The sequence below is a fragment of the Chitinophaga dinghuensis genome, assembly GCF_003259435.1.
GTDB classification, from domain to species: Bacteria; Bacteroidota; Bacteroidia; order Chitinophagales; family Chitinophagaceae; genus Chitinophaga; species Chitinophaga dinghuensis.
The window spans coordinates 424,713-438,451 of sequence record NZ_QLMA01000001.1 but is presented as its reverse complement, the minus strand read 5'-3'; the positions used below and the strand labels follow the sequence as shown (position 1 = coordinate 438,451).

Here is a 13,739-nt window from a genome sequence, read left to right as displayed (position 1 = left end):
TAGGATATCTCTCTCATATGCATACAGCCAAAAGTACAGTACTTGTCCTAGTGTTTAGTATTAAATCAATTCAAAATTATATATATAATTTAAATACGTTATAGTTTTTAATAATTTATTGTGTTATTTTTTTGATTTAATGATGGCGAGACGACAGTTAATTGAGAATCAAATCAACAAATAGTACAGAATCGACAGGGGGGGTTTGGGGAGACAAGAAGTCAACTTATCTACCTATGTATTTTGAGCTGAGAGCGGGAGTACTGGGAAACAAAAAAGCCTTCCATACTGCGTATAGAAGGCTTGTGGCAGTTGCCCGACCTGGATTCGAACCAAGACAAACAGAGTCAGAGTCTGTCGTACTACCGTTATACTATCGGGCAAAATCTCTTTTCCTACTTTATGTACTTATTCATTCCCTTGATGAAATGAAATAAAAGCATCATTGTTTCGGGAGGGCAAAGGTACACTATCTTTTATTTTTACCAAATTTTTCTCCTGAAATCCCAAAATTTATTTCCTTAAAAGCCCCTCAGAATCAACTGAATCGGTCATTTTCGCATAAATATTCCTAAATTAACAGCAGCTAAAACCCTTAATCCATGCGCCGCATCTTCCTCACAATCGCTGCTCTCTTCTCCCTGACGCTGTCTGCTGCAGCACAGGATGTTTCTACCGAAAAGCCGGTCATGCTGGGGAAAATAGATAACGATAAACTGGATGAAGCTTCCGGAATTGCCTCCAGCGTACCTTTAAAAGGATATTTCTGGACGCACAACGATAGCGGCAATAAACCAGACGTATTTCTTATTAACAGCAATGCGCATGTAGTCAGTGTACTCCGGATTGAAAATGCGTCCAATAAAGACTGGGAAGATATCGCGGAAGGCATAGGACCGGAAAAAGGGAAAAGCTATGTATATGTTGGCGATATAGGCGATAATGCCGGCATGCGTAATCATATCAAAATATATCGCTTCCTGGAACCCACCACAGTACCAGCTGCCAAAGCCACCGTTACCGCCGACGTTCTCAAACTGGAATACCCCGATAAGCCCAAAGATGCGGAATCATTAATGATTGACCCCATCTCTAAAAATATTTATATCATCAGCAAAAGACAAAAATCCGTTCACCTTTATAAAACCCCGTTACTATTCAAAAATGGCGATCATGCCGTGCTGAAAGAACTACTCACCCTTCCTTTCACCTGGGTCACTTCCGGCGATATCTCCAAAGACGGACATCATATCGTAATCAAAACACTCACCACTGTATACTACTGGCATCGTAATACTGGAGAAACGGTAGAACAAGCGATGGCACGCCCCGGCAAACAACTTCCCTACATCCCTGAAAAACAAGGCGAAGGTATTACCATTACCACCAATAATGATGGTTATGTTACTATCAGCGAGGGGAACGCCTCTCCCGTGTTTTTCTATAAGTGGAAATTCTAATCTCCCTAAAATTATCTCCTCCATTTGTTGCCGCTGACATCTCATTTCAGTAGCGACTGGTATACTTGTATACTATTCTACCCGAAGTCTATACCCTCAAAAACAGTGCTTCCTCACTGCAGGAATTGCTGTTGTTAAAACCATAATAGTATGCCAGCAAAAAAAGCAATTATCATTGGGGCAGGCCCCGCAGGCCTTACTGCCGCATATGAACTTCTGCAACGTACCAACATTACCCCTGTAGTCCTGGAAAAAAGCACTGACATTGGTGGAATATCGAAAACCGTTAATTACAAAGGAAACAGGATCGATATCGGAGGGCATCGCTTCTTCTCCAAATCTGACCGCGTAATGGAATGGTGGATGAGTATGATGCCACTGCAACAAGAAGCTGCAGCAGCATTTAATATCACGTACCAACGCAAAACACGCGAGATCAGAAAACCAGATAACAGCGACACAGACACGCTCGTAGCCCGTAACCCCGATCTGATCATGCTGGTACGCCAACGCTTGTCTCGCATCTACTTCCTGAAAAAATTCTTTAATTATCCCATCCAGCTTTCCTTTGATACACTCCGTAAACTCGGACTGGCAACAACTATCAGCATCATGTTCTCTTATATGTATGCGCAGCTGTTTCCAAGAAAACAAGAGAAATCTCTGGAAGACTTCATGATAAACCGTTTCGGCAAAACACTCTATCACCTTTTCTTCAAAGACTATACAGAAAAAGTATGGGGCATTGCCTGTAATAAAATATCTGCTGAATGGGGCGCACAACGTATCAAAGGTATCTCCATTGGTAAAGCCATTTCCCATGCGCTGAAATCAGCCTGGGACGCCGGCAAACCAAAAGATATCAATCAGAAAAATGTAGAAACAAGTCTCATCGAACAATTCCTCTATCCCAAATTTGGCCCCGGCCAACTCTGGGAAGAAGTAGCCCACCAGGTAACAGAAAAAGGCGGCATTATCCACATGCAGCATGATGTCACTAAAATCTTCACAAAAGGAAACCAGGTAACGGCTATCGAAGCAGTAGATAAAACTACCGGCGAAGCCACTATCATAGAAGGCGACTATTTCTTCTCTACCATGCCCATGCAGGAACTCATTGCAGACATGCAGGGAGAAGTGCCTGAAAATGTACGCCAGGTAGCGGCAGGACTATTATACAGAGATTTTATCACTGTTGGTATTCTGTTGAAGAGTCTCACTTTCAGCGATGCAAAAACAGGCGCTGTAAATCCGATCGAATTAAAAGACACCTGGATCTATATACAGGAAAAGGATGTCCGCGTAGGCCGACTCCAACTATTCAATAACTGGAGCCCGTACATGGTGAAAGATCCCAATACCACCTGGGTGGGAATGGAATACTTTTGTAATATCGGCGATGGATTCTGGGAACTCAAAGAAGAAGAAATACGCCAGATCGCCATCGACGAATTATGTAAAATCGGACTGGCACGCCACGAAGATGTACTCGACGCTACCGTATTACGCATGGAAAAAACATATCCTGCCTACTTCGGTACTTACGATCGTTTCGACGAATTAAGAACATACCTCGATACCTTCGAAAATATTTTCCTCGTAGGCCGAAATGGTATGCATAAATACAATAACTCCGACCACTCTATGCTGACCGCTATGGTGGCTGTAGATAATATCTGCAACGGTATTACTACTAAATCGAATATCTGGTCTATCAATACAGAACAGGAATATCACGAAGAGAAGAAATAAGCTGATTATCAGTATGTGATCCTCAAAATATCCATAGATGTTCGCTTCTTACCGCAACCCCAAATCAACGGAATATAGTTTCCGTTACTTCCTCCTTGCCGACAGGCGTAACCTCCTGTTGGCTGGGGTCGCGGCCGTGACCATCCTGCTAAACCTGATCATTTTCAAAATGATCTACCCTTATGCAGATATCACTGCCGACTCAGAAACCTACATTACAGCGGCGATGTATAATGTTCCCGCTAATATATGGCCAATCGGTTATTCTCAGATATTACGATACTTCCATACTATTACAGCCTCAGAAACCGCATTAGTGGCCTTTCAGTATGTATGTCTTCAATGCGGCGCATTCTTTCTGTATTTCACCATACTATACCTGCTAAAACCAGGAAAGATTTTTCGCTACGGTGCATTTCTCTTTTTACTTATTAACCCTTTATTTCTTTATCTCAGCAACTATGTAATTACAGAGGCGTTATTCCTTGCCCTCGGGTTTACCTGGTTTGCGCTGTTGCTGTGGATGCTCTATAAGCCCGGTTTATTGGTTTTCCTTCTACATGGCATTGTACTGGCGCTGGTGTTCACCATCCGGTATAATGCCATGTTTTTTCCTATAGTGGCCGCATTCCCACTTATTATTTGTCGCGCCCCACTTTGGAAAAAATCTATTGCAGTAGCGTTCCCCTTTCTACTGATAACCGGCTTCATCATCTTCACAATGAATGCCACTTATCGCGCTACCGGCGTTAGAAAGTTCTCAGTATTCAGCAGCTGGCAACTAGCCAATAACGCGATGTATATGGCCCCCTATATTCCTTATGACACCGTACATATTCCACAGAACTGTCGGCGCATCAATGCATATACACACGCTTTCTATACCAGTTCGCTTTTCAATAAAGACAAAGCCACGCCAGCTAATGGTGCGTATTATATGTGGGAAGACAACGGCCCTATGAAGGCGCTACTTTCTTATACTAAACAGAAATATGGCATTGATGATACTTTCAGTGGTTGGGCACAAACAGCTCCCATCTTTGAAGCGTATGGTACTTATATGATTACTCATCATCCTTGGGCTTTCGCCAGGTATTTCTGGTTGCCCAATATGGTGGAATACCTGCGTCCATCACCGGAATTGATTGAAAATAATATTCGTGCAAAGCATGGAACGCCGGTGAATATGCAGGCATGGTTTAATGGTACGCCTGCCACGGTTAGTAATCCGTTGCCAGGAGTACAGTCATTCATTATAATGAAATATGTGATGCTGGTAATTTTCCTCCAGATCGTATTCCTGGAGGAGTTGATCCGATATTTATATTTAAAGAGACACCGTTACGCAAGACGGATTTTCAACAAAGTACTCGTCGTCTTCAGTGTTTTCATGATCGTGAATTTTTTCTTTAGCACCCTGGCCGCTCCAGTAATCTTACGATATCAGCTGATGCTGATGGTACTCCAGCTATTTGCGGTGCTGCTACTAATAGAAAAAAATGAAAACAATCCAATTCCTACCCCCAAAGAGTTGAAGGAAGATGAAGCAATGATGGGGATTTAAGAGTGTCTGACTATTCTTCCCTTAATCGTTCGTCCGTATACGTGATCGCCGTTTTACCATGCGGAACGGGCTTCCCATGTTCATCCACGCTGACAAACACCATTCTGTCGATAGTAAGAATACTCTTATGGGTGATCTTGTTACGTACCTCACAGGTCAATGTCAGAGAGGTGCGTCCAAAGTGAGTAGCTTTGATACCAAGTTCTACAATGTCTCCCTGACGAGCGGAATTGATGAAATTTATTTCGGACATATACTTCGTCACACAACGATTCGTTCCCAACTGAATGATGGAGTAGATAGCAGCTTCTTCATCAATCCATCTCAGCAAGCTACCGCCAAAGAGGGTTCCATGCGCATTCAGGTCCTCTGGTTTCACCCATTTCCTTGTATAGAAATTCATTGCACGCTCGATTTAATATGGCTCAAAATTAGGGCATTCTCTATAAAGCGATTGTTAAAATCTCAATGCTGGTGCATCATGGTGATGATCTCTGCGGTTTCATAATCCGGGCATCCTCCGCTTTTCCCTGCTACCAATGCGCCCAACGCATTCCCGAATCGAAGTGCTGCCCCTGGCTTACTACCCGTTAGCATGGCATGAATATATCCTGCCAGTAATGCATCCCCACTGCCTATTGTATCTGCCACCTGCACGGTATGCCCTGGTTGCTGATAAAATTCGTGATCTTCATACAACAGACATCCTTTCGCTCCTAATGTTACCAATACTGCTCTTAGTACAAACCGATCGCTCAATTGCCTTACCAATGCACGCATATCCCCTTCCAACCCATACCAGCCACTCAGTTCCTGCAACTCATGTTCATTCATCTTTACAATATCCGCATGTTCCAACAGCCAGGTAATATGTTCCACACTATAATGCGGCGGACGTAAATTCACATCCAGCACACGTAAGCCGCGTACTTTACCCAGCAAAGCCTGCAAGGCCTGCTTGCTGACAGCATTTCTGGAAGCAAGAGATCCGAAAATAATACAGGCCGGATGAGGCGATTCCAGCGCTTCCCAAAGTATATCTGAAGTAATGTAATCCCAGGCTGCGGGAAATAAAATATCGTAGGACATCTCTTGTTGCGGTGTCACTGTGGCCAGCACTTTACCTGTAGCCACTGTCGGGTCTACTTGGATATAAGCAGTACTCAGCCCATATCCACGCATTACATCCAACAGTCGCTCGCCATACTCATCCTTACCGATTCGTGTAACCATTGCCGTTACATGGTGCAGTTTCTGCAGATGGTACGCAACATTCATGGGAGCGCCTCCAGGTAATTCTTTGTCTGGTAGAATATCCCAGAGCACTTCTCCGAAGCAGACAATTTCTGTTTTCATATACAGGAAGTTAGTAAACTCCTGTAAAATAAAAAACCGCTATAGTTGAAAACTATAACGGTCTATTAAAAGGTAAAGCCTTAAGTTGCCCGACCTGGATTCGAACCAAGACAGTCAGAACCAAAATCTGATGTACTACCCTTATACTATCGGGCAATGCTACTTGTTAGCATCCATTGATTTATCGTCAACGGATCGCAAAAGTAGGATATTTTTGAAAAAAAACAAGAGGTCGCAAAAAAAATTTAAAAAAAATAGGCTGGATGAGAAGTTCACCCAGCCTATACTACATGGTTGGCTAAAAAATTATTCCCCGTAAATTTCTTTTAGTTTTTTATCCAATGCCTCTTCATCACTACCATATCGGCCAATGATGATGCCTTCCGGATTGATGAGAATTTTGGTAGGCAGAGAATGAATACCGAATTTATAGGAGATATCGTTGGGATCAGTTTTATCATACACTTTGCTTGATCCTCTGAGTACATGGCGCCATGGCAGGCCATCCTTTTCCACTGCAGCAGTCCAGGCTTTTTCATTCCTGTCATCATCAGCAATACCCACTATCTCAAATCCTTTCGGCTGGTATTTTGCATATACTGTTTTCAGATGTGGATTACCTTTTCTGCATGGTACACACCAGCTAGCCCAGAAGTCCAACAACACGTACTTGCCCTTGTAATCACTCAGCGATAATGATTTACCACTCATATCCGTTGCAGTAAAAGCTGCTGCTACAGCCCCTGGCGAACCATGTTCCAGGCTTCGGATCTCCTCTGCAACCTCTTTGGCGAATCCTGTTTTCTTAGTGAGAGGACTGAGGCCTTCATAATATCCCTTCAGTTCTTTCAGCGGAAGGTCAGATACATGGAAACGCAGCAGATATGCGGTGAGTACAGACCCTGGATACTTTTTGAAAAACTGGTAGTCTGCCTGTCTATTTTCTTCAAAGTAAGGCCCCAGTCTTTCACGGATAGCTGCTGCCTGATCATGATCTTTTTCTTGCCTCATCGAGTCCAGTACTACCTGATATTTCTGCTGTATTCGTTTTTTCTCCAGCTGCAGTGCATGCAAACCAGCATTGGCAGGATCTCCGCCAGTTACACTTCCCGCTCCCATATCATTCCAGGTGGAGGTAAATGCTTGAGTTCCTGGTACCAGGGCCAACATTGCCTTATCATCACTCCTCATATTCTGTTGGATATAGGCAATCGCCACTGTTTCCAGCTTTCCCTTTACAGTGAATGCGCCATTCTTCAATTGTATCGAATCAATTGTACGATCTCCTGCACTATCCAGATACCAAACATAAACTTTGCCTTCTTTGTGATCAGTGATCTTACCATTGAGCTGAAAATTCTTTTTGTCCTGCGCAAAAGCCGCCGTTGTCAGCGTCATTAATCCCAGCAGGGTACATGTGAACTGTTTCATAAATTCAATTAAAATGGGTTCTGTGTAAGATGAGGATTGACAGTAATTTCAGTTGCAGGTATAGGATAAATCATGCTCTTATCTGTAGCCGGAATATTAATATGGCTACCAGGAACGGTACTGCCTACATAGTCGCGTACAACAGGTAAACCATTTCGCAGCAGATCCATTCTGCGGCGCCCTTTCTCAAATGCAAACTCTATCCTCGACTCATCCAGTACTACTTGTAAAACGGTAGGTCTGCCATGCAGATTTGCTAACTGGTATAAGCCTGCGCCGCTGATACCTGCTCTTGTTCTCAACAGATTCACATCATCCAAAGAAGCCTGTGGATTAGTTTTAACATTGGCTTCTGCACGAATCAGGTACATATCGGCCAGTCTGTACATTACTGGGGAGCTCACTGCGGTATTACCGCTTTGGATAAATTTGGTGGTAAAATAACGATCCCCGCTCGCTGTAGAAAGCTTGGTATAGAAGCCCAGTCGCACATCTCCGGCGGTTTCAGTTAGCAGACTAAGTAACGGCGCAGATACGGCCGCATATTTGGTTTGCGTATAGTTGTAGCCCAGGCCATAATAACCTTTTGCCTGCCCATCTACACTCTTAATGGTAAAGATGGTTTCTTTATCTGTTGCAGCACTGTGATCATTATTGAAATAGTTGAGATAAGTACTGCCCTGTACCAGGGAGAATTTACCACTGTTGATTACTTTCTCTGCGTAGGTAATCGCTTTTGTATTATCTCCTGCATTCAGCCACAGATCAGCCAGTGCTGCCCAGCAGGCTTCTTTGCTGGCGTATGCATTTGCTTTGGATTGTGTAAGGAAGGTGGCTGATTTTTCAAAATCTGCCGCCGCCAAAGTAAACACTTCTTTCACCGTATTCCTGGAAGGCAATAAGGTAGCATCTGTGGAGGTCATATACGGAACACCAGGGTTACTGCCGCCATCCTGCACATATGGCTTACCATATACCTGCACCAGTTCCATATGTACCAATGCACGCAGGAAAAGCGCTTCCCCTTTGAGTTGCAGCAGATTGGCCGCCGAATTATCCGGAATAGCATTTATCACCATATTCGCGGCATAGATAACTTTATATCCCGTGCCCCATGTTTGAATATCCATCATGGAAGCAGTGCGCATAAAGGAATAACTCTCAATGCTGGTAGTGGTGGCATTATTGCCGGCCTTCATCACCTCCACATTATCTGTACTCATCTCCACCTGGTTAAAAAAGGGAGTGATGTATTTATAGTTATTCAACTGAGAATAAGCGCCACTTAATGCTACCTGCAGGTTGTCATACCCAGTCAGTGCTGTAGATGCATCCAGGTCCGTTTTAGGCTTGAGATCCAACGCACTTTTGCAGGAACCAAGCAGTCCAAGACAAATAACTCCAATGATGCCAGATCGCTTTATATTGATTGCCATTGTGATTTAATTTAAGTTAGAATGTTACCTGTATACCACCCATAAACCTTTTTGTGAAAGGAGTTTTACTCTCATTCTCTTCTCCAATCGCATTCTCCGGGTCCATACCTGTGAATTTGGTCCAAGTCATCAGGTTATCGCCAGACATAAATACATTCAGTTTAGAGACCTTCAGTTTTTTCACTATGCGGTCAGGGAAATTATACCCCAGCCTTACGTTTTTCAAACGAAGGAATTCACCATTCTCTAAATACCTGGAAGTAGGGAAATAAGCATCCACTTTGTTACCGGCTTTTGGCAGGTCAGCAATTTGTCCGGGATGATCCCATCTTACCTGTCCTGCTGCTGGCGCAGCATTGTTGCTGGTTACATCAGATCCATCCAGATCCAGATCTGCACGGGTACGGTTCAACATTTTTAAACCGCCGAAATAACTCAGCATCACAGAAAGATTAAAATTCTTGTAGCTCAGGTTGTTGGACAAGCCTGCAATGTATTTGGGATCACTACTACCCAAAATCTGCAGGGTTGCATTTCCTGGATTATTGGTATAAGATACTTTACCGGTATAATTTCCATTGGCATCTTTCTCCAGTACTTCAAAACGGGAATTTCCGGTAGCTGGGTCCACACCTGCATATACCGGCATGTAATAACTGTTCATAGGCTGACCTATCAGTCTTGCAGTACCCATATACTGGCCATCATACAGTTTATCCGTTCCTGGTTGCAGTTCCAGTACTTTATTATTGTTGTAAGCAAAGGTGAAATCAGTAGACCACTTCACAGCAGTGTTTTTCAACTGTCTGGTGTTCACGGTGAGTTCAATACCTCTGTTACGGATACGGCCCATGTTAGCATAGTATGCATTACCACCACTGGTAGCAGGCGGCGTAACACGCAACAACAAGCCTTTATTCATTTTTTGATAGAACTCCATCGTTACATTCACGCGATCCCAGAAACCTGCGTCAATACCGATGTTGGTAGTATACTGCATTTCCCAGTGCAGGTTTGGATTTCCCTGGGCCGACTGTATAGCGCCGGTCTGACGATTATATTGATCACTGGAAGCCAGATAGCTATATAAAGAGAGATACTGATACGCGCCTAACGGAAGATCATTCCCGGAAACGCCATAGCTGAAGCGCAATTTCAGCAGGTCCAGGTTCTTCGCATTGCGGAGAAAGCTTTCTTTGCTCAACTGCCATGCGCCACTGAAAGCATAAAAATTACCATACTTGTTGTTCTGACCAAACTTAGAAGAGCCATCTCTTCTGAAACTGGCAGTCGCAAAATATCGTCCGTCATAGGAGTAGTTGAGTTCCGAGAAGGCAGAGAGATAAGCAATTTCTGTGATGGCATTACGATAAACAAGCGTACTCTGATCTCCGGCGCCAATGCTCTGAATGCCTGGTTTCAGTCCATACACAATAGCGGCAGCATTTTTTGACGTCACTTTATTATACTCAAATGCCGCCAGTCCACTGATATGATGCTTACCAAAAGTTTTGTCCACCTGCGCCATTTCAGTAGTGATAATATTACCACCATTAGGAGTGGATAGCATCATCAGACCGCCACGATAGGAGTACGGACTTGATACATCCCTCGGATCAACATAGTTGGTCAACTCACCAGTTGAAAAACTGTACCTGTTGCGAGAACTAAGTGTAAGCCAGTTGGTCAGTTTATATCGGAGACTCAGGTCAAATGAACCAATGGTGGTTTTATTCGTTCCGTAATCATAGTTCTTTCCATAGAGTGGATTATACGCAACACCGCTATACCAGCCTGGTTCATCCATTCCTCCAAGTTTCAGGGAACCATCAGAATTATAAGGAGTATCCCATGGCATAACTGTCCACGCATTAGTGTAAGGTTCATAGAACCCTCCGGAGCGCTGACTGGAATAGGAAATGCTGGCATTAGTAGCGAGAGACAATCTTTCAGTAGCCTGGAAATCTGTATTAAAACGGAAGTTATAGCGTTTATAATTGTCCGTTATTATAGGCGCTACTTCATTGAAATAATCGCCAGACGCATAGTATTTCAGTCGCTGATCGCCACCGGAAATCCAGACATTATAATCCTGTGTCTGGCCAGTACGACGGAGCAGATCATTCCAGTCTGTATTATATTTCAGCACACTGTCTGGCACCATGTTTTTCACATAACTATTCACCGCCGCATCAGTCGCATTCGGGTTAGTAGCCAGATATTGGTTGCGATAAATTTGCTGTTGCAGGTCATAACGTTCCTGACTGTTCATCATACGAAACTTACCCTGACTAACCTTATTAGAGCCATAGGTAATATTCCCGCCGATTTTTGTACCGCTGCCACCTGCTGAGCCGCGTTTGGTAGTAATTACCAATACGCCGTTGGCGGCTCTGGAACCATATATTGCCGCAGATGCCGCATCTTTCAAAACCGTGATAGAAGCGATATCTGAAGGTGAAATATTGGACAATGGATCATCTGAACCGCTATAGTTCTGGATAATACCGTCAATTACTACCAGTGGCTGGGTTACATCATATCCCATGGAACCCTTACCACGTATTACGATAGAAGAGGTGGTGTTAGAACCGCTGTTTCCGCCACCAACGGTAATGTTCAAACCTGCCACTTTACCTTGCAGGTTATCGAGGATAGATTGAGTAGTGGTTGTTTGCAGATCTTCAGCATTCACCTGTGATACCGCACCTGTCAGTTCTCCCATTCTTTTATTGGTGTAACCCGTTACCACCACCTGATTCAGGGATCTCGGCGTTTCCTGTAATGTTACATGCAATGAGCCTGATACGGAATCCATCTTAATATCACGACGATCATATCCCAGGAAAGAAATTTCCAGTTGCTGCCCTTTAGCTGCATTCAGATGGAAACTGCCTCTTGCATCTGTAGCCACACCACTGTTCGTTCCTTTTACACGTATGGAAACACCCGCCAGTGGCTCACCGGATACAGTTGTAACAGTACCGTTAACAGGGAAAGTATTGTCTTGTTCCGATGACAACTGTCCTTTCTCATTACCTTTTGTTGCAGCAGGAGAAGTGATGTAGATGTATTTACCCTGTATACGCCAGTTATACTGTTTTCCCAGTACCGCATTCAGCGCCTCTTGCAGGGATGCCTGTTGCAAGTTCACCGTTACATGTCTACTGAGATCTACTTCTGTATCACTGTAAAAGAATTCGTAGGCAGTTTTCTTTTGAATATCCTGCAATACAGATTTTACGCTTCTGTCTTTAACAGATAATGTAATAGCTGCTTTGGGCTGCTGGGCTTTTACTTCCACTGTACCTGCATATACACAGAGGCAGGAGCATAGCAGAGTAGCGCGTAAAAGTTGCGCCCAGCCTTCGCGTAAAGGCATAGGTATCCCCTTTAGTTTCATCACTATTAATTTTGGTTAATAAAAAAGATCAGATGTGTTGTGAGTACTCCCGAACTATTTTTTTGTTACTGTAATGGTTGATCCTTGCAATGAAAATGAAAATTGGTTGGTGCTGTTATTCAATGACTGTAATAATTCGCCCAGACTTTGGTTCTTATCCAGATAACAAGTAAAGAACTGTCCTGATACTAGTTGGTGCTCTGTATTAATATCTACATTATACCACCTGGAGATCGTTTGCAGAATACTGTTTAACGGCTTGTTGTTAAACCGGATCCATCCATCTTTCCAGGAAGTGTATTCTTCTGTATTCACCTGTTGTACCTGCATCCGTCCATCTTTCAACACGGCCTGTTCACCCGGTTGCAGTAATTGTTGTTTTCCATCTGCTACTACCTGTACTTTACCGCTTACCAGCGTAGTCAGTTGTTGCTGGTCTTCTTCATAATCACGGACACAGAAAGCAGTACCTAATACCCTGATCTCCTGTCCACGCGTATGAACAATAAATGGCTGCGAGGCCACTGCCGCCACATCTAGGTATACCTCACCAGAAACGGTCACCACTCTTTCCCCTCCTGTAAACGCGGAAGGATACGTAATGCTGGAGGCCGCATTCAGCCAGGCTTTAGAACCATCAGGTAACTGCACCTGATACGCAGCCCCACGCGGCGTCGTTAATGTATATTCCACTGGCTTCGTCGCCGCAACCTGCATGCTACCACCTTGTACCTGCACCTGGTTTCCTCCCAGCACAAAACTACTGTCTCCTCCATGCAGATCCACTTCCTCCTTCCCTGCCCGCAACACCGCATAGTTCCCTACCGGTTTTTGCGCCGCCGCCACTAATCCTTTCTCATGACTGCTCTCAACAGATCTCATGCGCCAGAACATCACTCCCCCCAATAACAATATCACCGCGGCAGCCCAGCCAATCGCCCTCCGATAACGCATCCATACCACTTTCCCTGTAGCAGGCCCCGTCTCTATAACTGCGTGTCTCCCTTTATTATCAACTTCCTCCGCATATCCCAGGCCGGCAGTATCGCCACTTGCCTGCTCATGCTCCATCTGATGCGCTACCACAAAACGCCCCCACATAGCATCTGCATCAAAAGAACGCTGTTGCTGCAGCTCCTCCAACAACCGACGCAATTCCGCCGGCTCTTTCAAAAGCACACTACGAGCAGGGTCCTCCTGCAACCAGGATTGCACAATAGCATCCTGCGGTTGCAACGCTCCGCTCAGGATTCCGGATAATATCTCTATATCTGAATGTTCCATCAAAAACTATAAGGACCTGTATGAATAGGACACTGACTTAGTGAATATGTACT

At 44.2% G+C, this 13,739-nt stretch carries 9 protein-coding genes and 2 tRNA genes; 3 read left to right on the top strand and 8 right to left on the bottom strand.

The window, feature by feature from the left end; all coding sequences use genetic code 11:
• Window positions 1-312 precede the first annotated feature (312 nt).
• A tRNA-Gln gene (locus tag CLV59_RS01795) sits at window positions 313-383 on the bottom strand.
• 219 nt (window positions 384-602) lie between these two features.
• Here CLV59_RS01795 and CLV59_RS01790 point away from each other — a divergent pair.
• The 3 genes from CLV59_RS01790 (at window position 603) to CLV59_RS01780 (ending at window position 4,776) form a co-directional block, all read left to right on the top strand.
• Entirely contained in the window at window positions 603-1,460 is an 858-nt protein-coding gene (locus CLV59_RS01790; RefSeq protein WP_111590283.1) for a hypothetical protein, read from the top strand.
• Window positions 1,461-1,610: 150 nt separating this feature from the next.
• Window positions 1,611-3,212: an NAD(P)/FAD-dependent oxidoreductase gene (locus CLV59_RS01785; protein ID WP_111590282.1), complete on the top strand. Its 1,602-nt coding sequence runs from the start codon at window positions 1,611-1,613 to the stop codon at window positions 3,210-3,212.
• 37 nt (window positions 3,213-3,249) lie between these two features.
• Complete coding sequence (locus tag CLV59_RS01780) at window positions 3,250-4,776, top strand: hypothetical protein (protein ID WP_111590281.1); 1,527 nt, start codon at window positions 3,250-3,252, stop codon at window positions 4,774-4,776.
• A gap of 10 nt (window positions 4,777-4,786) precedes the next feature.
• Here the strand turns inward: CLV59_RS01780 and CLV59_RS01775 are convergent, their stop codons facing one another.
• The 7 genes from CLV59_RS01775 to CLV59_RS01745 form a co-directional block, all read right to left on the bottom strand.
• Window positions 4,787-5,179, bottom strand: coding sequence for an acyl-CoA thioesterase (locus CLV59_RS01775; protein ID WP_111590280.1), 393 nt, complete (start codon window positions 5,177-5,179; stop codon window positions 4,787-4,789).
• Between the two features lie 62 nt (window positions 5,180-5,241).
• Entirely contained in the window at window positions 5,242-6,132 is an 891-nt protein-coding gene (locus CLV59_RS01770; RefSeq protein ID WP_111590279.1) for a carbohydrate kinase family protein, read from the bottom strand.
• 85 nt (window positions 6,133-6,217) lie between these two features.
• Window positions 6,218-6,288 (bottom strand) — tRNA-Gln (locus CLV59_RS01765).
• Window positions 6,289-6,438: 150 nt separating this feature from the next.
• Window positions 6,439-7,563 (bottom strand): TlpA disulfide reductase family protein, encoded by a 1,125-nt coding sequence (locus CLV59_RS01760; RefSeq protein ID WP_111590278.1) that lies wholly within the window; start codon window positions 7,561-7,563, stop codon window positions 6,439-6,441.
• Between the two features lie 8 nt (window positions 7,564-7,571).
• A complete protein-coding gene (locus CLV59_RS01755) occupies window positions 7,572-8,999 on the bottom strand; it encodes a RagB/SusD family nutrient uptake outer membrane protein (RefSeq protein ID WP_111590277.1) in 1,428 nt (475 codons plus the stop codon).
• Window positions 9,000-9,015: 16 nt separating this feature from the next.
• Window positions 9,016-12,402 carry a TonB-dependent receptor gene (locus tag CLV59_RS01750; protein WP_111590276.1) on the bottom strand — a complete coding sequence of 1,129 codons (3,387 nt, stop codon included), beginning with the start codon at window positions 12,400-12,402 and terminating at the stop codon, window positions 9,016-9,018.
• A 54-nt stretch (window positions 12,403-12,456) separates the two neighbouring features.
• A complete protein-coding gene (locus CLV59_RS01745; RefSeq protein ID WP_111590275.1) occupies window positions 12,457-13,686 on the bottom strand; it encodes a FecR family protein in 1,230 nt (409 codons plus the stop codon).
• Window positions 13,687-13,739: the final 53 nt, after the last annotated feature.

Bases quoted from the DNA above. Each gene is read 5' to 3' on its own strand.
- CLV59_RS01790 (WP_111590283.1), top strand. From the start codon at position 603: ATGCGCCGCATCTTCCTCACAATCGCTGCTCTCTTCTCCCTGACGCTG.
- CLV59_RS01785 (WP_111590282.1), top strand. From the start codon at position 1,611: ATGCCAGCAAAAAAAGCAATTATCATTGGGGCAGGCCCCGCAGGCCTT.
- CLV59_RS01780 (WP_111590281.1), top strand. From the start codon at position 3,250: ATGTTCGCTTCTTACCGCAACCCCAAATCAACGGAATATAGTTTCCGT.
- CLV59_RS01775 (WP_111590280.1), bottom strand. From the start codon at position 5,179: ATGAATTTCTATACAAGGAAATGGGTGAAACCAGAGGACCTGAATGCG.
- CLV59_RS01770 (WP_111590279.1), bottom strand. From the start codon at position 6,132: ATGAAAACAGAAATTGTCTGCTTCGGAGAAGTGCTCTGGGATATTCTA.
- CLV59_RS01760 (WP_111590278.1), bottom strand. From the start codon at position 7,563: ATGAAACAGTTCACATGTACCCTGCTGGGATTAATGACGCTGACAACG.
- CLV59_RS01755 (WP_111590277.1), bottom strand. From the start codon at position 8,999: ATGGCAATCAATATAAAGCGATCTGGCATCATTGGAGTTATTTGTCTT.
- CLV59_RS01750 (WP_111590276.1), bottom strand. From the start codon at position 12,402: ATGAAACTAAAGGGGATACCTATGCCTTTACGCGAAGGCTGGGCGCAA.
- CLV59_RS01745 (WP_111590275.1), bottom strand. From the start codon at position 13,686: ATGGAACATTCAGATATAGAGATATTATCCGGAATCCTGAGCGGAGCG.